The sequence below is a fragment of the Pseudonocardia sp. ICBG1034 genome, assembly GCF_020131375.1.
GTDB lineage: Bacteria > Actinomycetota > Actinomycetes > Mycobacteriales > Pseudonocardiaceae > Pseudonocardia > Pseudonocardia alni.
Genome location: NZ_JAHLEK010000015.1, coordinates 952,295 through 977,864 on the forward strand (window position 1 = coordinate 952,295; position 25,570 = coordinate 977,864).

Annotated in this window: 19 protein-coding genes; 12 read left to right on the forward strand and 7 right to left on the reverse strand. The window is 75.6% G+C overall.

Annotation, left to right across the window (positions count from 1 at the left end):
- Nucleotides 1-300: 300 nt before the first annotated feature.
- Nucleotides 301-615: a chorismate mutase gene (locus KPF22_RS06225; protein WP_062403759.1), complete on the reverse strand. Its 315-nt coding sequence runs from the start codon at nt 613-615 to the stop codon at nt 301-303.
- Between the two features lie 261 nt (nt 616-876).
- Between KPF22_RS06225 and KPF22_RS06230 the strand changes: the two genes are divergently transcribed.
- Nucleotides 877-3,327, forward strand: coding sequence for a UvrD-helicase domain-containing protein (locus KPF22_RS06230; RefSeq protein WP_224401446.1), 2,451 nt, complete (start codon nt 877-879; stop codon nt 3,325-3,327).
- A 3-nt stretch (nt 3,328-3,330) separates the two neighbouring features.
- Here KPF22_RS06230 and KPF22_RS06235 read toward each other — a convergent pair whose 3' ends face one another.
- From KPF22_RS06235 to KPF22_RS06245, 3 genes are all read right to left on the reverse strand, one after another.
- Nucleotides 3,331-3,963 (reverse strand): DUF1707 domain-containing protein, encoded by a 633-nt coding sequence (locus tag KPF22_RS06235; RefSeq protein WP_208823108.1) that lies wholly within the window; start codon nt 3,961-3,963, stop codon nt 3,331-3,333.
- A 48-nt stretch (nt 3,964-4,011) separates the two neighbouring features.
- Complete coding sequence (locus KPF22_RS06240; protein ID WP_224401447.1) at nt 4,012-4,800, reverse strand: M23 family metallopeptidase; 789 nt, start codon at nt 4,798-4,800, stop codon at nt 4,012-4,014.
- 402 nt (nt 4,801-5,202) lie between these two features.
- Nucleotides 5,203-6,177, reverse strand: coding sequence for a triacylglycerol lipase (locus KPF22_RS06245; protein ID WP_208823105.1), 975 nt, complete (start codon nt 6,175-6,177; stop codon nt 5,203-5,205).
- 261 nt (nt 6,178-6,438) lie between these two features.
- Here KPF22_RS06245 and sucC point away from each other — a divergent pair, with 261 nt between their 5' ends.
- The 8 genes from sucC to KPF22_RS06285 all read left to right on the forward strand — a co-directional run bounded on the left by sucC (nt 6,439) and on the right by KPF22_RS06285 (nt 17,130).
- Nucleotides 6,439-7,629, forward strand: a complete 1,191-nt coding sequence (sucC, locus tag KPF22_RS06250) for an ADP-forming succinate--CoA ligase subunit beta (protein WP_308010366.1) — start codon at nt 6,439-6,441, stop codon at nt 7,627-7,629.
- Between the two features lie 3 nt (nt 7,630-7,632).
- Nucleotides 7,633-8,517, forward strand: coding sequence for a succinate--CoA ligase subunit alpha (gene sucD / locus KPF22_RS06255; RefSeq protein WP_073576419.1), 885 nt, complete (start codon nt 7,633-7,635; stop codon nt 8,515-8,517).
- Between the two features lie 161 nt (nt 8,518-8,678).
- Entirely contained in the window at nt 8,679-9,959 is a 1,281-nt protein-coding gene (locus KPF22_RS06260) for a DUF5336 domain-containing protein (protein WP_224401449.1), read from the forward strand.
- 77 nt (nt 9,960-10,036) lie between these two features.
- Nucleotides 10,037-11,776 (forward strand): DUF6350 family protein, encoded by a 1,740-nt coding sequence (locus KPF22_RS06265; RefSeq protein ID WP_224401450.1) that lies wholly within the window; start codon nt 10,037-10,039, stop codon nt 11,774-11,776.
- A gap of 117 nt (nt 11,777-11,893) precedes the next feature.
- Complete coding sequence (gene purN / locus KPF22_RS06270) at nt 11,894-12,502, forward strand: phosphoribosylglycinamide formyltransferase (protein ID WP_224401451.1); 609 nt, start codon at nt 11,894-11,896, stop codon at nt 12,500-12,502.
- A complete protein-coding gene (gene purH, locus KPF22_RS06275; protein ID WP_224401452.1) occupies nt 12,495-14,051 on the forward strand; it encodes a bifunctional phosphoribosylaminoimidazolecarboxamide formyltransferase/IMP cyclohydrolase in 1,557 nt (518 codons plus the stop codon). The genes purN and purH overlap by 8 nt, the downstream gene beginning before the upstream one ends.
- A gap of 272 nt (nt 14,052-14,323) precedes the next feature.
- Nucleotides 14,324-15,415, forward strand: coding sequence for a hypothetical protein (locus KPF22_RS32970; RefSeq protein ID WP_308010367.1), 1,092 nt, complete (start codon nt 14,324-14,326; stop codon nt 15,413-15,415).
- Entirely contained in the window at nt 15,412-17,130 is a 1,719-nt protein-coding gene (locus KPF22_RS06285) for a DNA polymerase Y family protein (RefSeq protein ID WP_224401454.1), read from the forward strand. The genes KPF22_RS32970 and KPF22_RS06285 overlap by 4 nt, the downstream gene beginning before the upstream one ends.
- Before the next feature lie 22 nt (nt 17,131-17,152).
- Here KPF22_RS06285 and KPF22_RS06290 read toward each other — a convergent pair whose 3' ends face one another.
- On the reverse strand, nt 17,153-18,664 hold the full coding sequence (locus KPF22_RS06290) for a M28 family metallopeptidase (RefSeq protein WP_224401455.1): 1,512 nt from the start codon (nt 18,662-18,664) through the stop codon (nt 17,153-17,155).
- Between the two features lie 486 nt (nt 18,665-19,150).
- On the opposite strand from KPF22_RS06290, the gene KPF22_RS06295 reads away from it, so the two are divergent.
- Nucleotides 19,151-22,492, forward strand: a complete 3,342-nt coding sequence (locus KPF22_RS06295; RefSeq protein ID WP_224401456.1) for an error-prone DNA polymerase — start codon at nt 19,151-19,153, stop codon at nt 22,490-22,492.
- Between the two features lie 155 nt (nt 22,493-22,647).
- Here the strand turns inward: KPF22_RS06295 and KPF22_RS06300 are convergent, their stop codons facing one another.
- Nucleotides 22,648-23,316, reverse strand: a complete 669-nt coding sequence (locus KPF22_RS06300) for a GPR1/FUN34/YaaH family transporter (protein ID WP_224401457.1) — start codon at nt 23,314-23,316, stop codon at nt 22,648-22,650.
- Nucleotides 23,317-23,545: 229 nt separating this feature from the next.
- Between KPF22_RS06300 and KPF22_RS06305 the strand changes: the two genes are divergently transcribed.
- Nucleotides 23,546-24,400, forward strand: a complete 855-nt coding sequence (locus KPF22_RS06305) for a bifunctional methylenetetrahydrofolate dehydrogenase/methenyltetrahydrofolate cyclohydrolase (protein ID WP_062397708.1) — start codon at nt 23,546-23,548, stop codon at nt 24,398-24,400.
- A 51-nt stretch (nt 24,401-24,451) separates the two neighbouring features.
- Nucleotides 24,452-24,760 (forward strand): DUF3017 domain-containing protein, encoded by a 309-nt coding sequence (locus tag KPF22_RS06310; RefSeq protein WP_208826037.1) that lies wholly within the window; start codon nt 24,452-24,454, stop codon nt 24,758-24,760.
- Between the two features lie 53 nt (nt 24,761-24,813).
- Here the strand turns inward: KPF22_RS06310 and KPF22_RS06315 are convergent, their stop codons facing one another.
- Nucleotides 24,814-25,485: a hypothetical protein gene (locus KPF22_RS06315; protein WP_224401458.1), complete on the reverse strand. Its 672-nt coding sequence runs from the start codon at nt 25,483-25,485 to the stop codon at nt 24,814-24,816.
- Between the last annotated feature and the right edge of the window lie 85 nt (nt 25,486-25,570).

The following is a 25,570-nucleotide window of genomic DNA, read 5'->3' on the forward strand; positions in this document are numbered from 1 at the left end:
CCGCACGTCCTCCTTCGGGTCATTTCGACCTGGGAAGATGTACCGGAAAGAGTCCTTGATCCCCAAGTGATCACACTCCGCTCGTCGCAGGTCACCCGATCGGGTGGTTCCCGTTCATCGGCCGTATCCGACCGCTCGACCTGCTCGTTGCCTCGCAAGGCAACCACTGCGCAAGCCTGCCCCGGCCTGAACCCCAGGTGGGGCCCGTGTGGGCGTGTCGCCCTGTGTACTGCGCGTGAATCGCCGAGCGGTCGCCGCTCCGGCCCCCGTCGCCGGGCGCGACAGGGTGTCACACGGTCGTCAACGGCCGCCGAGACGTCCGCGGCCCAGCCGCAGCAGCATCATCGCCAGCTCGCGGCCCTCGGGGCCGAGGTCGGCGAACCGGTCCAGCACCGCCATCTCGCGGCTGTAGACGATGCGCGGTCCGCCCGCGGCCATGCGGGCGGCACCGATGCGCTTCGAGACCTCGGTGCGGCGGAGGATCGCGTCGAGGATCTCGGCGTCGAGCCGGTCGATCTCCCGGCGCAGCTGCTCGATCTCGGGGTCGGCTCCGGTGCGCACCTCGGTGCTCGTGCCGGAGCTCGGCTGCGGGGCGGCGGGGTCGGTCACGGTCATGGTCTCCTCGTCTCGGTCACGGGCCGTCGGGACCGAGGACATGCGAACGCCCCGGGTCCGTCGGACTCCGGGGCGTGCGGGTGGCGTCTGGGCTCAGACGGTCGGCGCAGCGGGAACCGGGGTCCGGTACCCGTAGCGAAATCGCCTGTCGTGAGCCACGCGGCGAGTGTAGACCACCCGGCGCACCGGGCCGCCGTGGTTTCCGGGACCGGCGACGCCGGAGCGGGGTCGTCGGACCCCCGGCGTACCGTGTTCGACACGATGAGTGCGCTGTTCGAACTCCCCGGGACGGGCCCCGCCGCCGCTGCCGAGCCGACGACGGCCCAGGGCCGCCGCCTGCTGGACGGCCTGAACGACCGCCAGCGGGAGGCCGTGACGCATGCGGGTTCACCGCTGCTGATCGTCGCCGGAGCGGGGTCGGGGAAGACCCGCGTGCTCACCCACCGGATCGGCTGGCTGCTCGCCGAGCGCGGGGTGCACCCCGGCGAGGTCATGGCGATCACCTTCACCAACAAGGCCGCGGCCGAGATGAAGGAGCGCGTCGACGCCCTCGTCGGGCGACGCTCCGGGCCGATGTGGGTGTCCACCTTCCACTCCATGTGCGTGCGGATCCTCCGGCGCGAGGCCAAGCACCTCGGCGTGCGCAGCGCCTTCTCCGTCTACGACGCCGACGACACCCGCCGCCTCGTCGGCATCGTCGGGCGCGACCTGGAGCTGGACCCGAAGAAGTTCGCCCCGCGCGCACTGGCCGCCCAGATCTCCAACCTGAAGAACGAGCTCGTCTCGCCGGACGAGGCCGCCGAGCGCGCCGCCACCGACCACGAGCGGCGCATCGCCGAGGTCTACGGCGTCTACCAGTCGCGGCTGCGCCAGGCGAACGCCTTCGACTTCGACGACCTGATCATGGAGACGGTCTCGCTGCTGGACCGGCTGCCGGCCGTCGCCGAGTACTACCGGCGCCGCTTCCGGCACGTCATGGTCGACGAGTACCAGGACACCAACCACGCCCAGTACGAGCTGGTCCGCCAGCTCGTCGCGCCGGCCACGGCGAACGGGCGTCCCGGCGAGCTGTGCGTCGTCGGCGACTCCGACCAGTCGATCTACGCCTTCCGCGGCGCGAACATCCGCAACATCATCGAGTTCGAGCAGGACTTCCCGGACGCGCGGACCATCCTGCTGGAGCAGAACTACCGCTCGACCCAGACGATCCTGTCCGCGGCGAACGCGGTGATCGCCCGCAACCCGGAGCGGCGGGACAAGCGGCTGTGGTCCGACTCGGGCGACGGCGAGCGCGTCGTCGGCTACGTCGCGGACAACGAGCACGACGAGGCGTCGTTCGTCGCCCGTGAGATCGACCGGCTCGTCGACACCGGCGAGTACCGCAACTCCGACATCGCGGTGTTCTACCGGACCAACAACCAGTCCCGCGTCTTCGAGGACGTGTTCCTGCGGGTCGGGCTGCCCTACAAGGTCGTCGGCGGGGTGCGGTTCTACGAGCGCCGCGAGATCCGCGACGCGCTGGCCTACCTGCGGGTGCTGTCCAACCCGGAGGACACGGTCAGCCTGCGCCGGATCCTCAACGTGCCCAAGCGCGGCATCGGGGACCGGGCCGAGGCCGTCGTCGCCGAGTACGCCGAGCGCGAGCGCACCTCGTTCGCCCGCGCGCTGCGCGCCGCCGCCGAGGAGCCGCAGCGGCTCCCCGCCCTGGCGACCCGCTCGCAGAAGAACATCGCCGGGTTCGTGCGGATGCTCGACGAGCTGCGCGAGCTCGTCGAGCGCGGCGACGACACCGCCGAGGTCCTCGAGGCCGTCTACGCGCGCACCGGCTACCTGGAGGAGCTGCAGGCGTCGGAGGACCCGCAGGACGGCACCCGGATGGACAACCTCGCCGAGCTCGTCACGGTGGCGCGGGAGTTCGCGGGGGACGCCGCCGTCGCGGACCTGGCGCCGGACGGCGGGGCCGCGATCGGGTCCGGTGCCAGGTCCGCCGACGGGGCATCCGACGGCGCGGCCCCCGAGGGCGAGGCCGACACCTACGACGACACCCCCGACGGTGTCCCGGAGCCCGGCTCGCTGGCCGCGTTCCTAGAGCGCGTCGCGCTCGTCGCGGACGCGGACTCCATCCCCGACGACGATTCCGGCGTGGTCACGATGATGACCCTGCACACGGCGAAGGGCCTCGAGTTCCCGGTGGTCTTCCTGACGGGCTGGGAGGACGGGATCTTCCCCCACCTGCGCACCCTCGGGGACCCGAAGGAGCTCGCCGAGGAGCGCCGCCTGGCCTACGTCGGGATCACCCGCGCGGAGAAGCGGCTCTACCTGTCCCGGGCGATCGTCCGGTCCGCGTTCGGGCAGCCCAGCACCAACCCGGCGTCGCGCTTCCTCGACGAGGTGCCCCCGTCACTGCTCGACTGGCGGCGCACCGAGGAGCAGCTCGCCGCACAGCGGCCGTCGGCGCCGGTGGGGCGGTTCGGGTTCGGGAAGCGGCCGCAGGCGACCGATCGCGGGAGCTGGAAGGTCCCGGAGAGGTCGCTGAACAACCAGTCGCTGCACCTCGACGTCGGGGACCGGGTCAACCACGACAAGTACGGCCTGGGCACCGTCGTCGCGGCGGACGGCATCGGCCCGCGCGCGACGGTGACGATCGACTTCGGCTCGGGCGGGACGGTCCGGCTGATGCTGATCGGCGGCGTCCCGATGCAGAAGCTGTAGACCTCAGTCGTCGTCGCGGTCCTGCGTCGCCGCCTCGGCCGGGGTCAGCACCTTCACCGACCCGAACGCCCCGACGACGTGCACGTCCACCGTCCGGTCGCCCGGCGCGGCGCACGCCGTCGGGCAGTCGGTCGAGCCGAACACGGTGAACCCGGAGACGTCCGCCCGGGTCCCCTCGGGCACCACGACCTCGACCGAGCCGAACAGCAGCACCCCGCCCACCCGCGGGGTATCGGCCTGGACCCCGATGGTGCGGGACCCGAACACCGTCACGCCGTCGGTCAGCGGCAGCACCTGCGACCCGCCCCAGACGGCGGCGACGACCAGCGCGGCCGTGGCGAGGATCCCGCCGGCGCGCCGCCCGGCGGCCGCCGCGAACTCGCCGGTCCGTGCCCGAGCCGGGAGGGCCGTGGTCGGCGCCTGCTCGACGGCCGCGGTGGGCGCCCCGGCGGTGTCGGCCGGGAGGTCGCGGGTCAACGGCTCCAGGTCGGCGCGGGTGCGGGCCGCCCACGCCTTCGCCGAGCGTTCCTCGTACTCGGGCAGGGACAGCCGTCCCTCGCCGTGCGCGCGCTGCAGCCGGGCGTCGACCGCCCGTCGCTCGCCGTCCCCCACCCGGTACGCCGACTCGTCCGCCACCCGGCCATTCTGGACCGTCCGGGCGGGCCGGGGAGCGGCGACCGCCGGTCAGGCGTCGCGGGAGCCCGTCGCGGCGGTGACGTCGAGGCCGCGCGCGGCCAGCCACGGCAGCGGGTCGATCTTGGTGCCGTCCGGCTCCCACACCTCGAGATGCAGGTGCGGGCCGGTGGACTGGCCGCGGTTGCCGACCTCGGCGATCTCGTCGCCGGCCCTGACCTGCTGGCCCTCCTGCACGAACGACCGGTTGATGTGGCCGTAGACGGTGCTGGTCCCGTCGGGGTGCTTGAGCACCACCCACATCCCGAAGCCGCTGGCCGGGCCGGACTTCTCCACGACGCCGTCGGTCAGGGCGAAGATCGGGGTGCCGATCGGGGCGGCGAGGTCGATGCCCTTGTGCTGCACGCCCCAGCGGGCGCCGAAGCCGGAGGTGAATCGGCCGGCCGTCGGCATGACCAGGGCCTCGCCGTTGTACATGACGGCCTTCGGGGCGCCGTGCGACATCGCGGTCGTCACGGCCCGCTCCAGCTTGGCGGCCTCGCGGCCCATCCGGGCGGCCTTCGTCAGGTTGGCGACGTCGACCTTCGAGGTGGAGTCCAGGTCGGGCAGCGACGCGGCCTGCGCGGAGAGCTGCTCGCCGCCGATCGCGGAGGTGTCCATCGGGGCGGTCGTGTCGGCCGGGCGGGTGTCGCTGGACACCGGCAGCATCGCCGAGGCGGCGAGCCGGGCGTAGGCCTCCTCGACCGCGGCCTCACCGCCCCAGCCGGGCACCCCGAGGGCACCGGCGACCGTCTGACCGGCCGCGACCAGGGCGCCACCGGCCGCCGCGGCGACGGTCACACGGGTACGCGAGACCACCGGCGGGGGAGCCGGGAGCGCCGGGAGCCGGTGACCGGCCGGCGGCACAGGGGGGAGCGTGCCGGGCCGGGCCTCCGGTCGCGTGGCGCCGCTGGGGAAGCGGTGGCGCGACAAGACTGCCCTTCTGGTGTTCAGGGCGCCGCGGGCCGTTCGGCGGTGATCGTCGGAGTGGGGGCTCCGTCGGGGGATGGCGTCGTTCGGGGCGACACCGATCACCGTGACCGGTCCGTGACGTGGACGACGCGACGGTAACCCGGGCCCCGCCGGGCGGCAACGGCGGCCCGCCGCGCGGTTGCGGACGGTCGCGGATCATCGACGACCGGTCGGGCGGTCGGCGACGCGACGGCGAACGGAGGATCCCGTTCCCCCACCCGGACCGGACGCTCAGGCGCCTTCGGCGGCGTGCCGGCCGACCAGCCGCAGCGACCCGCGCAGCCGCCGGTCGCGCACCCGGTCGTGCTCGCGCCGCTCCGCCTCCCCGCGGGCCAGCGTGCTCGCCACGAAGTGCACCGTGCGCCGGTCCACCGGCAGCGCGAGATGGCCCACGTCGTCGAGCTCCAGCTCGGTGACGTCGAGGTCCGGGTGACGCAGCCGGGAGTTCCGCTGCGGGACGATGATCTCGTCCATCCGCGACCAGACCACCAGGAACCGGGTCCGGCAGCCGGGGGCCGGTTCGTCCAGCTCGCGCAGGATCGCCGAGCCGGGGCGGAGCTGGCGGCACAGCGGCAGCGGCGCGATCCGGGCCAGGTTGCTGCCCGAGTGCGGGCTGCCGAGCGTCGCCAGGGTGTCGACGACGGCGTCGCCCCCCATCCGCTGCACGTAGTAGCGGGCAATCACCCCGCCGAGGGAGTGCCCGACGATGTGCACCCGGTCCGACCCGGTGGCCTCGCGCAGCCGTTCGACGTGGCCGCGCAGCTCGTGCGCCGCGGTGCGGACGTCGTCGGTGAACAGGCTGTAGTTGATGGCGTGCACCACCCCGAAGCCGCGCCGGCGCAGCTCGTGGGCGAACACGGTGAACACCGAGCGGTTGTCCATGATGCCGTGGACCAGCAGGATCGGCGTCCCGGCGGCGGTGGGGTCGGCGACGACCAGGCTGCGCTTGACCGGCGGCAGGCTGTCGGTGCGCCAGTGGCCGTGCGGGCGGACGGTCTCCTCGGCCAGTCCGATCGGGTACAGCGCGAGGTGCGCGGCCAGCCAGGCGCCCTCCAGTGCCAGTCCGCGCAGTCCCGCCCGCGAGGTGAAGGTCCGCGCGGCGTATCCCGCCGCCTGCCCGAGATCGGACGTCGCGGCCGTCACTGTCGACAGCGCCCCGTCGGCGATCGCGCGCAGGCGAGCGCCTCCGGGTAGCGACGTCGCCATGTCCGAAAGGTAAGGCAGGTCACAGGATTCCGCTGTGTCGCGGGACGGTCGGTGGCCCCGATCACTCGGTCGGCCGATCTGAATCGAGCACTGCGCCGACGGGGTGACAGCGGTCACCGGCCCAGGTCAGGACCGGTGCGCGCGGCGTGGCTAGGCTCCCCGTCGCAGCATCACCGACGTCCGCGACCGCTGCCGCCCGCCACCTGTGCGGGGCGCGCCCGGAGAACGAGCCGGGGTCGCGCCGGTCGCGGCGAGAGCGAAGTGGAGCGGGAGAGCCGAGTGGACCTCTACGAGTACCAGGCGAAGGACCTCTTCGCCGCGCACGGAGTCCCGGTGCTGCCGGGCCGGACCGTGGACAACGCCGCCGACGCGGCGGCCGCGGCGGCCGAGCTGGGCACCGCCGTCGTGGTCAAGGCACAGGTCAAGACCGGTGGTCGGGGCAAGGCCGGCGGCGTGAAGCTGGCCGAGAACGCCGACGAGGCCAAGGAGAAGGCCGAGGCCATCCTGGGCCTCGACATCAAGGGTCACACCGTGCACCAGGTCCTGGTCACCGAGGCCAGCGACATCGCCGAGGAGTACTACTTCTCCTTCCTGCTGGACCGGTCCAACCGCACCTTCCTGGCCATGTGCTCGGCCGAGGGCGGCATGGAGATCGAGCAGCTGGCCGTCGAGCGCCCGGACGCGCTGGCCCGGATCGCCATCGACCCGATCGCCGGTGTCGACAAGGCCAAGGCCGACGAGATCGTCGCCGCGGGCAAGATCCCGGCCGCCGTCGCCGACGAGGCCGCGAACGTGATCGTGAAGCTCTGGGAGACCTTCGTCTCCGAGGACGCGACGCTGGTCGAGGTCAACCCGCTGGTCCGCGACCCGCAGGACAAGGTGATCGCCCTCGACGGCAAGGTCACCCTCGACGCCAACGCCGACTTCCGGCACCCGGCGCACGCCGAGCTGGTCGACGAGCGCACCGAGAACCCGCTCGAGGCCAAGGCCAAGGCCAAGGGCCTGAACTACGTCAAGCTCGACGGCGGCCAGGTCGGCATCATCGGCAACGGCGCGGGCCTCGTCATGAGCACCCTCGACGTCGTCGCCTACGCCGGCGAGGCGCACGGCGGGGTCAAGCCCGCCAACTTCCTCGACATCGGCGGCGGCGCCTCGGCGCAGGTCATGGCCGACGGCCTGGACGTCATCCTGGGTGACGACGAGGTCAAGAGCGTCTTCGTCAACGTCTTCGGCGGCATCACCGCGTGCGACGCGGTCGCCAACGGCATCGTCGAGGCCCTCAAGATCCTGGGCGACGACGCGACCAAGCCGCTGGTCGTCCGCCTGGACGGCAACAACGTCGAGGAGGGTCGTCAGATCCTCGCCGACGCGAACCACCCGCTCGTCACCGTGGTGGGCACGATGGACGACGCGGCCGCCAAGGCCGCCGAGCTCGCGAACGCTGGAGCCTGAGACATGTCGATCTTCCTCAACGAGAACAGCAAGGTCATCGTCCAGGGCATCACGGGCGGCGAGGGCACCAAGCACGCCACCAAGATGCTCGCCGCCGGGACGAACATCGTGGGTGGTGTGAACGCCCGCAAGGCCGGGACCACGCACACCATCGGCGACAAGGACGTCACCGTCTACGGCACGGTCGAGGAGGCGATCAAGGAGACCGGCGCCGACGTGTCGGTCATCTTCGTCCCGCCGAAGTTCGCCAAGGACGCCGTGATCGAGGCCATCGACGCCGAGATCCCGCTGGCCGTGGTCATCACCGAGGGCATCCCGGTGCACGACTCGGCGTACTTCTGGGCGCACGCGGTCGCCACCGGCAACAAGACCCGGATCATCGGCCCGAACTGCCCCGGCATCATCTCGCCCGGCAAGTCCAACGCGGGCATCATCCCGGCGAACATCGCCGGCGCGGGCAGGATCGGCCTGGTGTCGAAGTCCGGCACGCTGACCTACCAGATGATGTACGAGCTGCGTGAGTTCGGTTTCTCCACCGCCATCGGCATCGGCGGCGACCCGGTCATCGGCACCACCCACATCGACGCCCTCGAGGCGTTCGAGGCGGACCCGGAGACCGAGGCCATCGTGATGATCGGTGAGATCGGTGGCGACGCCGAGGAGCGCGCCGCGGACTTCATCAAGGCCAACGTCACCAAGCCGGTCGTCGGCTACGTCGCGGGCTTCACCGCCCCCGAGGGCAAGACGATGGGCCACGCCGGCGCGATCGTGTCCGGCTCGGCCGGCACCGCGCAGGCCAAGAAGGAGGCCCTCGAGGCCGCCGGTGTCAAGGTCGGCAAGACGCCGTCCGAGACCGCCGCGCTGATGAAGGAGATCCTCTCCGCCTGATCGGAGTTCGGGTCGCACGTCCGACGCGCGGGCACCCGGGAACTTCTCCCGGGTGCCCGCGCGTCGTGCTGTGTGCACCCCGAGCGCCTCACCCGGCCGTGTCGGGGGCATCGGCTAGCGTGCGGTGCAGCGAGTCCGTCCGTCACACGGGAGTGGTCGTCATGTCGAGCAACGAGCCCGGGGCCGTCCCGGCTCCGGAGCAGGCCGCGCCCGCTCCGACGGTGCGGGTCGCCGTCCTGGCGGGGGCCGTGCTGGCCCTGCTGGCGCTGGTCCTGACCTTCTTCGACGTCGCGACCGGGCTGTTCCCGGTCGCGATGGTCGTCGCCGGTGGCGTCGCGGGAGCCCTCACCCTGCTGCCCGGCACCGGGCGCACCCTGGTCGCGGGCGTGGTCCTGTCGACGACGGGGGCGCTGACGATGCTGCTGCTCCTGGCCGGCAGCGGCACCGGGGCGGTCGGCGGCACGCTCGGGTGGGTCGTGTTCGTGGTCGCGCTGCTCGCCGCCGCCGCGCTGCTCTACGCCCAGCTCCTCCTGTCCGGCGTCGTCTCCGCCCCCGCGCCGCGGGCGCAGCGCCCGTCGCACGTCGGGCAGCCCGGCTGGGGCCCCGGCCCCGGCCAGGTCCCGCCGGGCCAGCAGCCGCCCTGGATGCCGCAGCAGCCCTACGGCGCGGGCCAGCCGGGTGCCGCGGCCCCGTACGGTGCGGCCTCCGGTGCGACGCCCTACGGCGCGGACCCCTACGCCTCGGGCCAGTACGGCGCGAGCCCCTACGCCGCCCAGCCCGGCGCGGCCCCGTACGCCCCCGGCCAGCCCGGTGCGGGCCAGTACGGCGCGGGACAGCACGTCGCGGGGCCGCCCGGTGCGGGACAGCACGGTGTCGCCCAGCCGGGCGCCGGCCAGTACGGCGCCGGTCAGTACGGAGCGGGCCAGTACGGCGCCGCCCACGGTGCGGCGCAGTCCGGTGCGGATCACGCCGGTGCCGCCGCGTACGGCGCCCCCGGTGCGGTGCCCGCCGTGCCGCAGCCCGCCGCCGGGCAGTACCCGGGGCAGTCCGGGGCCCACGGCGCGCCCGAGGTGCCCGGGGCGCAGGACCGGACCGGCGACGACGCGGGCCGTCACGCGGTCGGCGGCCGCACCCCGCAGGCGGACGCGGCACCGCACACGCCGTCCGGCGCGGGCGGCGCCTTCTCCGGGGTGTCCTACGGTGACCGCGCCGCCGCGGTGACCGGCGCGCCGGGGGGCGAGCAGGCCCCGCCCCCGACCACCCCCCACACGGCGGGCCCGAGCGGTACCGGGGACGACGCGGGCGTCACCCGCCCCTCCGCGATCCCCGGCTCCGGCTCCGCCCCGGCGCCCGGCGAGCAGACCGAGCGCCCCGCGGCCCCGGCGTCCGTTGACGACGAGGCCACCCGCACCTTCCGGCCCGGCGGTGACGGCTCCGCCTGAGCGGAGGGAACCGTGGGTCCCGGCACGTCGCGGCGTGCCTGCCCCTCCCGGGCCGCGTTCGCTGCGACGCTGACCGGGTGAGCACCACCCCGCCCCGTCCCGCCCGCGGCCGCCCGGGCTCCCGGGCCCGGTCCACCGGGCCCGCACCGGAGCGCTCCCGCGGTGGGCGCGCGACCGCCGTCGCGGACCGGGAGCGGGGGCGCCGCCGCCCCGCCCGGACCCCGACGCGCGGTACCGGGACCGGCACCGGGCTGGACCGGCTGCGGATCCTGCTCGTGGCCACGATGGGCGCCGTCCTCGCCGGGTACACGATGCTCGTCCCGGTGGCGGCGCTGCTGACCGGCACCGGCGGCGTCGCGGTCACCGCGGACGGGGCACTCGCCACAGCCGTCCCGCTGTGGCTGGCCGCGCACCTCATCCCGGTCGCGGTGGACGGGCGCCCGTTCGGGGTGCTGCCGCTGCTGCCGACGCTGGTGGTCGTCGCGCTGGTCGCCTTCTGCTCGCGCTGGGCGGTGCTCCGCCTGGGCGGGCGGGTCCGGCACGACGCGGGCGCCGTCGTCGCGTCCCAGGCCGGGGCCGCCGCCGCGCTCGCCGTGCTCGCCGGCGCACTGCTGCCGCGGGACATGGCCGTCACCGCCCCCTGGGCGTCGATGATCGGGGCCGGGCTGGTGGCCGGGGCGGCCGCCGGGATCGGCGTCGTCCACGCCTGCGGGGCGCCGGCGGCCTGGAAGCGGGTGCTGGCGGGTTGGCCCGGCGCGGCGCTCGCCGGGGCCCGGGTCGCGGCCGCCGCGCTGCTGCTGGTCGCCGCCCTCGTCCTGACCGTGGCGCTGGTCGCGAGCGCCTCGGACGTCGCCGACACCGCCGAGCGCATCGCCCCCGGCGCCTGGGCGGGCGTCGGGGTGCTGGTGCTGAGCATCGGGTACCTGCCGAACGCCCTGGTCGGGGCGCTGTCCTGGGCGCTGGGCGCGGGGGTGTCGGTCGGTATCGCCCGCTCCGGTCCGTTCGGCGTCGAGCCGGGTCCGCTGCCGCCGTTCCCGCCCGCGGTGGTCCTGCCCGTCGCCACCGTCCCGACGGCCGCGGTGCTGGTCGTGCTGCTGCCCGTCGTCGCGGGGGTGCTCGGCGGGATCGCCTGCCGGCGGGCGCTGGCCGACGACGCGCCGGTCGTGGACCGGGTGGTGGCACCGGCGCTGGCGGCCGTGGTCGTCGCGGTCGGGGCGGCCGTCCCGGCGGCGCTCGCCGGGGGTGCGCTCGCGGGCGGGCCCTACGACCCGGTGTCGTTCCACCCGTGGGCGGTCCTCGGCTGCGCGCTGCTGCTGGTCGGGATCCCGGCCGTGCTGACCTGTGCCGGGACCGAGCTCGCCCGGCACGTCCCGATGGGCGGCACCGACGGGTCGCGGACCGCGGTCGACCGGGCCCGGGCCGCCCGGGACCGCCGTCGCGCGTCGACGGTGGGCGATCTGGTCGAACGCCGTCGCACCGCCGGGGCGCCCGCCCGTCGTGCCGATGCCGCGTGGGACGACGACGGGGGCCACGACGACCTCCGCCCCTACTCCGATGCCGACACCGACGAGGAGGAGCTCGGCGGAGCCGGTCGCACGGCCACCCGTCGCCTCGACGGTTCCGCCGGCCGTGACCCCGCCGGCGACGACGAGGACCCCGACCACGGCGACGACGCGGGGGACCACGGCCCCGACGGTCGCCGCGCAGCCGGGCGCCGCGCGGACCGGGACACCGACGACGGGGACCCGTCCGACCGGCGCACCGACGGCCGGACCGACCGCATCACCCGCCCCCGCGACCGCTCACGGGACGACTGACCCGCCCGGCCGGGCCGGGTGACCCGGGCCACCGCACCGGGCGCCGTCGTCGTCGGAGGGCGCGTCTACCCTGGCCAGGGGCCGTGGAGCGGCCCGGACCGGCGAGGAAGGGACACGGTGGGCGCGCAGGAGCGGCACGGGGCGCTGCGGGTCGTCGTCCTCGTCTCCGGGAGCGGCACCCTGCTGCAGGCACTGCTCGACACCGCGGGCGCCGGGTTCGCCGTCGTCGCCGTGGGGGCCGACCGCGCGGGTGCTACCGGGCTCGACCGGGCCCGCACCGCGGGTGTCCCCACCTTCGTCGAGCGGGTCGCCGACCACCCCGACCGCGACGCCTGGAACACCGCGCTCGCCGCGGCCGTCCTCTCGCACCGGCCGGGCCTCGTCGTCGGGGCGGGGTTCATGAAGCTCGTCTCCCCGGCCTTCCTGGACGCGCTCGGATGCCCGATGCTGAACACGCACCCGGCGCTGCTGCCGGCGTTCCCCGGCGCGCACGCCGTCCGGGACGCGCTGGCCGCCCGGGTGCCCGTCACCGGCGCGACCGTGCACGAGGTCGACGCCGGGCTCGACACCGGACCGGTGCTCGCGCAGGCGGAGGTCCCCGTGCTCCCGGGCGACGACGAGACCTCCCTGCACGAGCGCATCAAGACCGAGGAACGACGGCTGCTGGTCGCGACCGTGCGACGGTTCGCCGCCGCCGCCCAACCCCATGAGGTGAACAGTGAGTGAGCGCAGGCCGGTACGCCGGGCCCTGATCAGCGTCTACGACAAGGCCGGTCTCCTCGACCTGGCCACCGGGCTGCACGCCGCCGGGGTGGAGATCGTCTCGACCGGCTCCACCGCACAGCGGATCGCCGACGCCGGCGTCCCGGTCACCCCCGTCGAGGAGGTCACCGGGTTCCCCGAGTGCTTCGACGGCCGGGTCAAGACCCTGCACCCGCGGGTGCACGCCGGGCTGCTCGCCGACACCCGCAAGCCCGAGCACCTCGCGCAGCTCGAGCAGCTGAACATCGCGCCGTTCGACCTGCTGGTGTCCAACCTCTACCCGTTCCGCGAGACCGTCGCGTCCGGCGCGAGCCGCGACGAGGCCGTCGAGCAGATCGACATCGGCGGCCCGGCGATGGTGCGGGCCTCGGCGAAGAACCACGAGAGCGTCGCGGTCGTCGTCGACCCGTCGCGCTACGCCTGGGTGCTCGAGCAGGTCGGTGCGGGCGGGTTCGTCGTGGAGGACCGCCGCAGGCTGGCCGCCGACGCCTACCGGCACACCGCCGCCTACGACGTGTCGGTCGCGACCTGGATGGGCGAGCAGTTCCCCGCGGGCGACGACGCCTCCGCCGAGTGGGTGGGCGCCACCTGGACCCGCGAGCGCCCGCTGCGCTACGGCGAGAACCCGCACCAGTCCGCCGCGCTCTACACCGACGGCACCGGCTCCGGCCTCGCCGGCGCCGAGCAGCTGCACGGCAAGGAGATGTCCTACAACAACTACGTCGACGCCGACGCCGCCTGGCGTGCCGCGCACGACCACGGCGACCGCCCCACGGTCGCGGTGATCAAGCACGCCAACCCGTGCGGGATCGCGGTCGGCGCCGACGTCGCCGAGGCCCACCGCAAGGCGCACGCCACCGACCCGGTGTCGGCGTTCGGCGGGGTCATCGCGGTCAACGGCGAGGTCTCGGTCGCGATGGCCGAGCAGGTCGCCGAGATCTTCACCGAGGTCGTCGTGGCCCCCGGCTACGCCGACGGCGCCCTCGAGGTGCTCCAGCGCAAGAAGAACGTCCGTGTCCTCCGCATCCCCGACGGCGCCGCCCGCACCGGCACCGAGCTCCGCCCGATCTCCGGCGGGCTGCTGGTGCAGCAGCGCGACCTCGTCGACGCCGACGGCGACGACCCGGCCGCCTGGAAGCTCGTCACCGGCGACGCCGTCGCCCCCGAGGTGCTCGACGACCTCGCGTTCGCCTGGCGTGCCTGCCGCGCGGTGAAGTCCAACGCGATCCTGCTCGCCCACGACGGCGCCGCGGTCGGCGTCGGCATGGGCCAGGTCAACCGGGTCGACGCGGCGAAGCTCGCCGTGACCCGGGCCGGGGACCGGGCCCGCGGCTCGGTCGCCGCCTCCGACGCGTTCTTCCCCTTCCCCGACGGGCTGGAGGTGCTGCTCGACGCCGGGGTCGCCGCCGTCGTGCAGCCCGGCGGCTCGGTCCGCGACGACGAGGTCGTCGCGGCCTGCGCGAAGGCGGGCGTGCCGATGTACCTGACCGGGACGCGGCACTTCGCCCACTGACCCACCGCCCACCCCGACGGCCCGGGACCGCCTCGCGCGGCCCGGGCCGTCGGCGTTCGGAGCAGTTCGGAGGGTGTCCCGGCCGAGAATGTCGGGGGTGCGTGCGACGGTCCTCCCGTCGTCGTCGCCACCCCCACCCGGGGGATGCGAAGAGACGGCACAGGCCCTATGCTTCGAACGTCAGTTCGAGCACGCGTCGCCTTCCCCGCGGCGCGCCGGGCGAGGTCGCGACCGTTCGGTCGTGGCGCGGTGTGTGGCGGGGAGGTACTGCGGTGCGCGTCGGTGCGGGCGAGGGGCCGGTCGTCGTCGGAGGAGCGGCGGCGGTCGGCCGGGTGGTCGGCGGTGCCGGTGGGGGAGCCGGCGTCGACGCCGGGGACGACACCGGTCCGGAGGGGTCCGGGCCGGTGGTCGGGGCCGGGTCACGTGTCCCCGGGGGCGGGCGGGAGCCGCTGCCCGGGGCACGGGGCCCGGCCGGGGGGCCGGGGGCCGCGGCCGGCTCGGCCGCCGAGCGGCTCGCCCGGGCCCGGCACGTCCTGCGCCGCACGGAGACCCGGGCGGGCCTGGAGCGGTCCCGGCCGGGGCCCGTGGGGCCCTGCCCGGAGCCGGAGCCCCCGGCCCGCAGCGCCGGGACGGTCGAGGCGCGTCCGGTGACCGAGGCCGACCTGCTGCCGGTGCCGGGGCCGCTGGCCGGTCTGCTGCCCGGCGGGGGCCTGCGGCGGGGGTCCACCGTGGCGGTGGGTGTGGGGTCCGGCGCGGGGTCGCTGCTGTTCGCGCTGCTGGCCGCCGCGTCCGCGGAGGGCGCGTGGGCGGGCGTGGTCGGCCGTCCCGGCCTCGGCGCGACGGCCGCGGCCGAGGCGGGCGTGCGGCTGGACCGGCTGGCGCTGGTCCCCGACCCCGGCGCGGACCTGGTCGGGGTGACCGCGGCACTGCTGGACGGGCTGGACCTCGTGGTGGTGGCCGGGCCGGAGCGGGCCGGGCTGCGGGCCGGGGACCGGCAGCGGCTCGCCGCACGGGCCCGGCAGCGGGGTGCGGTGCTGCTCGCGCTCGGCGGGTGGCCGGGCGCGGACCTGCGGCTGCACTGCACCCGTCCGCGCTGGGAGGGCGTCGGCCGCGGGACGGGGCGGCTGCGGTCCCGGCGGGTCGAGGTCCGGGCGGAGGGGCGCGGGATCGGCCCGGCCGGGTGGGGGGTGGAGGTGCTCCTCCCGGGCCCCGGCGGGACGGTCGTCCCCGCCCCGGCGACACCCCCGGTCCCCGCGGTGCCGTCGGTGCCCGCGATCACCTCGGTGCCGTCGGTGCCCGCGGTCTCCGCGGCCGGGGTGGGCGAGGTCGCGGTCGCGCGGCCCGTGGCCCGGGCGGCGGGATGAGCACGCCCGGTACGGCGGAGGCGGGCGGCGCGACGGGCACGGGCGGCGGTGGACGGGCGGAGCCCGACCCGCGGGTGCTGGCGGTCTGGTCCCCGGACTGGCCGGTCACCGCGGCCGCCCGCGCCGCGCACGTCCCGGCGGACCGGCCGGCCGCGGTCCTGCACGCCAACCGGGTCCTGGCCTGCTCGGCGACGGCCCGCCGGCACGGGGTCCGCCGGGGGCTGCGGCGCCGGGAGGCGCAGGCCCGGTGCCCGGAGCTCGTGGTGCTCGCCCCCGACCCGGGGCGCGACGCCCGGCTGTTCGAGCCGGTCGCCGCCGCGGTGGAGGCGCTCGCCCCCGGCGTCGAGGTGGTGCGGCCGGGGCTGCTGGTGCTGCCCGCGCGCGGTCCGGTCGGCTGGTTCGGTGGGGAGCGCGCCGCGGTGGAGCGGCTGATCGACCAGGTCGCCCTGCACGCGGGGACCGAGTGCCAGATCGGCGTCGCGGACGGGATGTTCGCCGCCGCGCTCGCCGCCCGCCGGGGGCGCGGGGTGCCGCCGGGACGGTCGGCGGAGTTCCTCGCACCGCTGGAGGTCGCCGAGCTGGACCGGGACCCCGACGTCGACCGGGCCGCGCTGGTGGACCTGCTGCGCCGGCTGGGGCTGCGGTCGCTGGGGGCGTTCGCGTCGCTGTCGGAGTCCGACGTGGCCTCGCGCTTCGGCGCCGACGCGGTGGCCGCGCACCGGCTCGCCCGTGGGCTCGACCCCCGCCCGCCCGCGCGCCGGCTCCCGCCGGAGGAGCTGTCCGCGGCGGTCGAGCTGGACCCGCCGGTGGACCGGGTCGACGCGGCCGCCTTCGCCGCGCGGGCACTCGCGACCCGGCTGCACACCGCGCTCGCCGGGCACGGCCTGGCCTGCACCCGGCTGGGGGTGCACGCACGCACGGAGAGCGGGGAGGAGCTGCTGCGGGTCTGGCGGTGCGCCGAGCCGCTGACGCCGTCCGGGACGGTGGACCGGGTGCGCTGGCAGCTCGACTCGTGGCTCGGGCGCGGCGGCTCCGGGACGCTGGTCGCGCTGCGGCTCACCCCGGAGGACACCGTGGTCGCCGGGGCGCTGCAGCGCGGGCTGTGGGGCGACGTCGGCGAGGGCGACGAGCGGGCCGGGCGGGCCCTGGTCCGGGTGCAGGCGCTGCTCGGGCCGGAGGCGGTGCTCACCGCGGTCCCGGCGGGCGGCCGGGACCCGGGCGAGCGGGTGCGGCTGGTGCCGTGGGGTGACGAGCGGGTCGTCGAGGACACGGCGATCCCCGCCCGGCCGGGGCCCGTGGCTCCCGCGCGGGACGGCGCCACCGGTGCCCCCGGGCATGCGGAGCAGGTGACCCCGGAGCCTCCCGGTCGTCGTCCACCCGCCGACCCCCCGGCGACCTGGCCCGGCCGGCTCCCGGCACCGTCCCCGGCGACGGTGCCCCCGGACCCGGTCCCGGTCCGGTTGCTCGCCGCGGACGGCGCCGAGGTGTGCCCGGCCGCGCCGGACCTGCTCGACGGCGTCCCGCGCCGGGTCGCGGGCGGCGGCCCGGACCGGGAGGTCACCGGCTGGGCCGGACCCTGGCCGGTGCACACCCGCTGGTGGGCCCCCGACGGCCCCGGGCCCGCGGTCCGGCTGCAGGTCGTGCTCGCCGACGGCACGGCCCTGCTGCTCGTGCACCGCGGCGGCCGCTGGGAGGTGACGGGTGTCTACGACTGAGCCACCGGCCGCCGCGGGCGGGTCAGCGCTGCGGGACCCCGGTGAGGTCGACGGCGAACCGGCCGATCGCCGAGGCCATCGCCGTCACGTTCCGGTCCAGTGCGGTCCGGTCGATGTTGGTCAGCCGGTCGCAGGCCGTGTGGTAGCAGGGGTCGTAGGACTGTCCCGCCGTGCCGCCCCACTTCTGCGCCTGCTCCGGGGTCTTCTGCTCCTCGGCGCCGGTGAACAGGCCACCGGCCGGGATGCCGGCCTCGATGAACGGGCCGTAGTCCGAGCGCCCGTCGAACGCGGTGCCCTCGGGGCCGTTCACGCCGGCCCCGACCAGCGCCTCGGTCAGGACGCGCTCCGCGGTGTCGGAGCCGGGCGGGCCCGCCTCGCCGCCGAGGCCGTCGGAGTTGTCGCCGTCGTAGACGAGGTAACCGGGGTTCGGCGAGCCGACCATGTCGAAGTTGAGGTACAGCGCGATCCGCGCGCGGTCGGCCTCGGACAGGCCCTCGACGTACTTCGTCGAGCCGACCAGGCCGATCTCCTCGGCGCCCCACCACGCGAAGCGCACCTTCTGGCCGACCGGCGGGGAGCCGCCGAGCTTCTGCGCGATCTCGAGCAGGGCGGCGCTGCCGCTGCCGTTGTCGTTGATGCCGGCGCCCTCGGGCACGCTGTCGAGGTGGGCCCCGGCGACCACGACCCGGCCCGGGTCGCCGGTGGTGGTCTCGGCGATCACGTTCCGCGAGGTCTGCTGCCGGATCGTGGTGTCGAGCACCAGCGACGCCTGCTGGCCGTCGCGCAGGGCGGCTCCGGCGGTCTTCGTCACGACCGCCGTCGGGACGACCCCCGGGGTGTCGCCGAGGGTGGCGGGCAGGGCCGCGTCCTCGGTGTTGACCACGATCACCGCCGCCGCGCCCGCCGCCCCCGCGAGCCGGGACTTCTGGCCGAACTCGCAGGTCCCGCGCTCGACGACGGCGATGGCCCCGGCCGGCATCCCGGTGTAGTCGGCGGCGTCGCAGCCCGGTGTCGGGTCCTGCGGGGTGCGCGGGCGCAGCGACAGCGGAGCGGTCAGCCCGCCGGGCGGGGTGGCGGGGGAGAAGCCGAGCACCTCGGTCGTCACCGGTGCGCCGGCCACGGTCAGCCGTGCGTCGCCCGCGGAGAAGGTGCGCACCTCGAACGACGGGGTCGACACCTCGAACCCGCTCGCACGCAGCGTCCCGACGACGTGGTCGACGGCCGCGTCGTACCCGGGGGTGCCCACCGCGCGGTTGCCGTCGTTCGCGTCGGCGAGCTTCTCGAACTGCTGCAGGTGGGCGTAGGCGCCGTCGCCGCCCACCGCGGCCGCGAGCCGCTGCGGCAGGCCGGGGTCGCCCTGCGCGGCCCCCTGACTCCCGCCGCCGGTGGTGCCGATCGTCGCGGCGCCCGGCGCCGCGGGGACGTCCGCGCAGGCCGCGAGCGCGACGACGGCCACCCCGGCCGCCGCGACCCTGACCAGCCGGTTCCCGAGACGTGGCCGGTGCCGGCCACCCGTCGTGCTCGCCCGTCCCATGGAGCCACCTCTGCCGTCCGGCCCGGTACCGGGCCTCGTCCGCGCCGGGTGTCCGGCGCTCCTCGTGCGTGCGCGGTACCGGTCGGGCGCCGCGGCGTCGGACCAGCATCCGCCATCGGGCGTGGCCGTGCGGTGAACCGACGATCACGACACGGCGTCACGAACACGACGCTACGACCCGGCGCGACCCGGGGCCGCGGTGATCCTCGGTCGATCCACACCGGGGTCTCAGTCGTTCCACAGGTTCGGCTGGTGAACTCGGAGATGTCGGCGGGGAGGTCCACGAACCACCTGCCGGCACCGGATGGGTACGTCCGGGTGGCCCGCGGGCCGGCGCTGGGGAGCGGCCGGTGTGCCGCGCCGGAGCCCGGACCCGCCGTGCGGGGCCGACCGGCGCTGGGGAGCAGCCGGCCGGCCCGCACGGCGACGCCCGTCCGCGGAACCCGGCACTCGACGTTCGAACTTGTGTTCGAGTACGCTGCACGGGTGGGCTGGCAGAATCCGGACGTCCCCTGGGCGGAGCTGGAGAGTGCGCTGTCGGGTCGTTCCGTGCGCGACGGCGCGAGCCTGCGCGGCGGCCCGGAGGCCGACGGCGGGGACGCACCGGCCTGGTCCGTCCATCGCGGCCCCTACGAGCCGCCCGAGGGCCTGCACCCGGCGGGGCCCGGCGTCGTGCCGTACGCGGAGCTGCACTGCCACTCGCACTTCAGCTTCCTCGACGGCGCGAGCGCCCCGGAGGAGCTGGTCGAGCGCGCTGCCGAGCTGGGGCTGGAGGCCGTCGCGCTCACCGACCACGACGGCATGTACGGGGTCGTGCGGTTCGCCGAGGCGGCCCACGCGCTCGGGGTGCGCACGGTGTTCGGCGCCGAGCTGAGCACCGGGCTGACCGCCCCGCAGAACGGCGTCGCCGACCCCGAGGGCGAGCACCTGCTGCTGCTGGCCCGCGGCCCCGACGGGTACCGCGCGCTGTGCCGCACCATCTCCACCGCGCAGATGCGGGGCGGGGAGAAGGGGCGGCCGGTCTACGACCCGGACGAGGTCGTCGCCGACACGGCGGGGAAGGTCGTCGTGCTCACCGGCTGCCGCAAGGGCGCGGTGCGCCGCGCCCTGGACCGCTCGGGCCCGGCGGCCGCCGCGGCGGAGCTGGACCGGCTGGTCGCGCGCTTCGGCGCGGAGAACGTGCGGGTCGAGCTGACCGTGTACGGCGAGCCCGGCGACACCGAGCGCAACGACGCACTGGCCGCGCTGGCCGAGCGGGCCGGCGTCGCGACGGTGGCGACGACCGGAGCGCACTACGCCACCCCCGACCGGGCCCCGCTGGCCGCGACCGTCGCCGCGGTCCGGGCCCGGCGCAGCCTCGACGAGATCGACCCCTGGCTGCCCGCGGCGGGCACCGCGCACCTGCGGTCCGGGCGGGAGATGGCCCTGCGGTTCGACGAGCGCCACCCCGGTGCGGTGGAGCGCGCGGCGGAGCTGGGCCGGGAGCTGGCGTTCGAGCTGCACCTGGTGGCGCCGGACCTGCCGCCGTTCGACGTCCCGCCCGGGCACACCGAGACGACCTGGCTGCGGGTGCTGACCGAACGCGGCCGGATGGAGCGTTATGGCAGCTGTGACGAGAACCCGTTCGCGGCGCACACCGTGCAGCGCGAGCTGGAGATCATCGAGGCGAAGAACTTCCCCGGCTACTTCCTGATCGTCCAGGACATCGTCGACTTCTGCCGCCGGTCGAACATCTTCTGTCAGGGCCGGGGATCGGCTGCGAACTCGGCGGTCTGCTACGCGCTGGGCATCACCAACGTCGACGCCGTCCGGCACGGGCTGCTGTTCGAACGGTTCCTGTCCCCGGACCGCGACGGCTACCCCGACATCGACCTCGACATCGAGTCCGGCCGCCGCGAGGAGGCGATCCAGTACGTCTACCGCCGCTACGGCAGGCTGTTCGCCGCGCAGGTCGCGAACGTCATCACCTACCGGCCGCGGTCGGCGATCCGCGACACCGCCCGCGCGCTCGGGTTCTCACCCGGCCAGCAGGACGCCTGGAGCAGGCGCGTCGAACGCTGGCACGCCCTGGAGGCGAGCGAGCTCCCGCAGGAGATGCCGCCGCTGCTGCTGGACCTCGCGGGGCAGCTGATGGGTGCGCCCCGGCATCTGGGCATCCACTCCGGCGGCATGGTCATCTGCGATCGGCCGGTGTCCGAGGTCGTGCCGGTCGAGTGGGCGCGGATGGCCGACCGGACCGTCGTGCAGTGGGACAAGGAGGACTGCGCCGCGGCCGGACTGGTGAAGTTCGACCTGCTCGGGCTGGGCATGCTCACCGCGCTGCACCTGATGGTGGACCTGGTCACGGCCGCCACCGGTGAGCGGATCGAGCTGCACGCGATCGGCGAGTCCGACCCGGAGGTCTACGCGATGCTGTCGCGCGCGGACTCGGTCGGGGTGTTCCAGGTGGAGTCCCGCGCCCAGATGGCCACCCTGCCGCGGCTGCGCCCGCGCGAGTTCTACGACCTCGTCGTCGAGGTCGCGCTGATCCGGCCCGGCCCGATCCAGGGCGGCTCGGTGCACCCCTACATCCGGCGGCGCAACGAGCTCGAGACCTGGGACCACGACCATCCGCTGCTCAAGCCCGCGTTGCACAAGACGCTGGGCATCCCGCTGTTCCAGGAACAGATGATGCAGATCGCCGTCGACGTCGCGGGGTTCACCGCGGCCGAGGCCGACGAGCTGCGCCGGGCGATGGGCTCCAAGCGGTCCACCGAGCGGATGGAACGGCTGCGCGGGCGGTTCTACGACGGGATGGCCGCGAACGGGATCACCGGCGAGCTCGCCGAACGGATCTTCGCCAAGATGCTGGCCTTCGCGAACTTCGGGTTCCCGGAGAGCCACTCGATCAGCTTCGCCGCGCTCGTCTACTACTCGGCGTGGTTCAAGCTCTACCACCCGGCGGCGTTCTGTGCGGGCCTGCTCAACGCCCAGCCGATGGGCTTCTACTCCCCGCAGTCGCTGGTGGCCGACGCCCGCAGGCACGGTGTGCGGGTGCACCGGCCGGACGTCAACGCCGGGCGGGCCGACGCCGTCCTCGAACCCGACGACGACAGCACCGGCGGCCGGGCGGTCCGGCTCGGCCTGGCGGGTGTCCGCACCGTCGGCGCGGACCTCGCCGCGGCCGTCGACGCCGAGCGCGACGCGGGCGGGCCGTTCGCGGACCTGCCCGACCTGGCACGCCGGGTCCGGCTGACCGGCCCGCAGGCCGAGGCGCTGGCGACGGCCGGGGCGTTCGGCTGCTTCGGGGTGGAGCGGCGGGAGGCGCTGTGGGCGGCGGGCGTCGTCGCGGGGGTGCGCCCCGAGCACCTGCCGGGCACCGCCGTCGGGTTCGACGCGCCTGCCCTGCCGGGGATGACCGAGGCGGAGCTGACCGTCTCCGACGTCTGGGCCACCGGCGTCTCCCCGGACGGTCACCCGGTGCAGCACCTGCGCGCGGACCTCGACGCGCTCGGCGCGGTCCGGATCGACCGGCTCGACGAGGTGGGCCGCCGCGCCGGCCCGGACACCCCGGCCCGGGTGCTGGTCGGGGGACTGGTCACCCACCGCCAGCGCCCGGCGACCGCGCGCGGGGTGACGTTCGTGAACCTCGAGGACGAGTCCGGGATGCTGAACGTGACCTGCTCCGAGGGCTTGTGGGCGCGCTACCGGTCGGTGGCGCTGGGGAGCGCGGGGCTGCTGGTCCGGGGCCGGCTCGAACGCAGCCCGGAGGGCGTGCTGAACCTGCTGGCCGACCGGCTGCAGCGGATGCCGCTGGCGGTGAAGGTGGCGTCCCGGGACTTCCGCTGACCGTCCCGCCTGCGCCCGGCGCCGGGTCCTCGCGACCTCCGCGTCCCGCGGTCCCCGACCACGCGGACCACCGGGGACACGCGGACCACCGGGACCGGGCACACCACAGGCCCCGCCGGAGGAACCGGCGGGGCCTGTGCGTGGTCGCGACGGGGTCAGGACTTGACGAGCGGCCCGCCCATCGACATCGCGCGTCCGCCCAGCGTCTGGCCGAACGCGTCGAACAGGATGTAGGCGAACACGACGCAGAACGCGAACGTCGTGATCCCGGCGATCGGGAACAGGCCCGCGTTGCCCGCGGTCACACCGATGTAGGCCAGCACGAAGGTGATGTCGACGAGCACGAAACCGATCGTGAACATCAGCGGCAGGCGCAGCGTCGCCAGCGTCAGCAGGACGAACACCAGGGTGAACGAGAGCAGATAGGTCGACTGGATCGACCCGATCTGCTCGGTGGACAGGGCCTGCCCGGTACCGGCGTCGATGATCCAGCCGTTGTTCAGCGCCATGAGCAGCACGCCGAAGCTGGTCCAGAACGCGGAGAAGACCCCGAAGATCGCGGCGGTGACGCTGTCCCCGACGCGCAGCGCGACCATGGCCGACAGCAGCAGGAACAGGCCCGCCGAGAAGGTCACGATCGGGATCATGCCGCCGGGCAGTGCGGTGGTGTCCAGGTAACCCACGAACCACAGGCCCAGCGTGATGCCGGACGGCAGGAAGCAGATGAGGCCCATCAGGGCCGGATTGGCAGCCGGGGCGGCTGCTGCCGGGGCGGGCGGGGCGGCAGCGGCGTGCGCCCCCGCGGTGTCGCTCTCCACGCTCATGGAAAACTCCTCGTCGAGTTCGTGACCGGTCGAGCACCGGCGGTGTGATTCTGCTCTCGCGGAGATCGTTTTTCGCCCCTCCGTACGACCAGACCCCGACCTGTACCCCGGTCGCACGGAACCGGACCGTCGTCCCAGCTCGCAGGGGCGGCGCCCCCTACCTGCGCGGCACGTACGCGTCCTTCGGTCAGGTTCGACCGGCCCGGGCGTCACCTGAGAGGATGCCCGGGTGAGCGCGCGCGTGATGGACGGCAAGGCGACGTTGGCGGAGCTGCTCGACGACCTGCGGGGCCGTGTCGAGAAGCTGACCGCCGCCGGGGTGACTCCCGGGCTGGGCACGGTGCTGGTCGGTGACGACCCCGGATCGCACGCCTACGTGCGCGGCAAGCACCGCGACTGCGCCAAGGTCGGTATGACCTCGCTGCAGCGCGAACTCCCCGCCGACGCGAGCCAGGCCCAGGTCGAGGACACGATCGACGAGCTGAACGCCGACCCGACCTGCACGGGCTTCATCGTGCAGCTCCCGCTGCCGGACGGTCTCGACGCCGGCGCCGCGCTGGAGCGGGTCGACCCGGGCAAGGACGCCGACGGTCTGCACCCGACCAACCTGGGTCGCCTGGTCCTCGGCGAGCCGGGACCGCTGCCGTGCACCCCGCGCGGCATCGTCGAGCTGTGCCGCCGGTTCGGTGTCGAGCTGAACGGGGCGCGGGTCGTCGTCGTGGGTCGTGGCGTGACGGTCGGCCGCCCGCTGGGGCTGCTGCTGACCCGCCGCTCGGAGAACGCCACCGTCACCCTGTGCCACACCGGCACCCGGGACCTGACGGCGCACCTGCGGGAGGCGGACGTCGTCGTCGCCGCGGCGGGCCGGGCCGGGCTCATCACCGCCGACCAGATCAAGCCGGGCGCCGCGGTGCTCGACGTCGGCGTCACCCGTACCGACCTGGGCCTGGTCGGCGACGTGGCGCCCGAGGTCGCCGAGGTCGCCGGGCTGCTGGCGCCGATGCCGGGCGGCGTGGGGCCGATGACCCGCGGGATGCTGCTGACGAACGTCGTCGAGGCAGCCGAACGCAGCCTGTCGGAGTGAGAATCGATACCGAACGCAGCCTGTCGTCGTGACGGGCGGCGGGGGGCGGTGATGGTGGCGACCCGGTCCGGTCACGGCCTGCGGGCCCGGCTGCGGGCGCACTGGCCGCTGCTCGTCGTCCTCGGTGTGTCGCTGGTCGGGCTGCAGCGGGTGGTCACCGAGCACTGGCGCGAGGGGTCCGCGGCGCTGGCGGTGGCGATGCTGGTCGCCGCGGGCCTGCGCGTCGCGCTGCCGCCGGACCGGGTCGGGCTGCTCGCGATCCGTGGCCGCTACGCCGACGCGCTGGTGTACGGCGGGTTCGGCGTCGTCGTCCTGCTGCTGGCTCTGACGATCACCCAGGGGTCGCTGACCATCAACTGAGCGGGACCGCCGGCGGCGCCCCCCGTGCACCGCCGGCGGCTGCGCCGGGCGGGTCAGGACCGCCCGGTCAGCTCGGGGCGCCGCGCCAGCAGCAGCCCCAGCACGCCGTAGCCGAGCAGGGCGTGCACCGTCCCGACGACGCCCCCGGCCACCGGCCCGGCGAGCGCGACGGTCGGTACGGTCACCAGCGCCCAGCTCTCGGCGACCATCGGCCACCAGCGCAGCGCGCCCCGGTAGCGCCCGACGACGGCGACCGTCACCCCGATCACGGCCATGCCGAGCATGGACAGCGGCCAGCACACGTCCAGCAGCAGGTACCAGGTCGCGCCCGTCGCGGACGGCGGCGCGACCAGGGAGACGGCCGACGACACCGTCGCCGGCACCAGCAGTGCGGCCACCGTCCACAGCAGACCGCGCCCGAAGCGGCCGTCGCCGGTGGCCCGGGTGCGGTGCAGCACCACGAGCAGGCCCCAGAGCCCGCCCTGGAACAGCAGCCCGCCGACGTGGCTCCACAGCGAGGCCGGGTCCTGCACGGCGGTGCTCGCAGCGAGGCCTGCGGCGAAGGCGACCGCACCGGCGCAGAGGCCGACCCCGGCCCGGCGCACCGTCGCGGCGGCCGGGCCCGCCGGTGGGCAGGCCGGGGCGGGCACGGCCGGACCGGACGCGGCGGGGTCCCGGGTCAGCGCGGTCGGCGGAGTCGTGGTGGAGATCGGCTCGGTGGCCATGGCGGGCTCCTCGGTCGGTGTCGCCGGTCGGTCCGGCGACGGGGTGAACCGTCCGGCACCGGCGTCCCGGGCGGGCAGGGGCGCC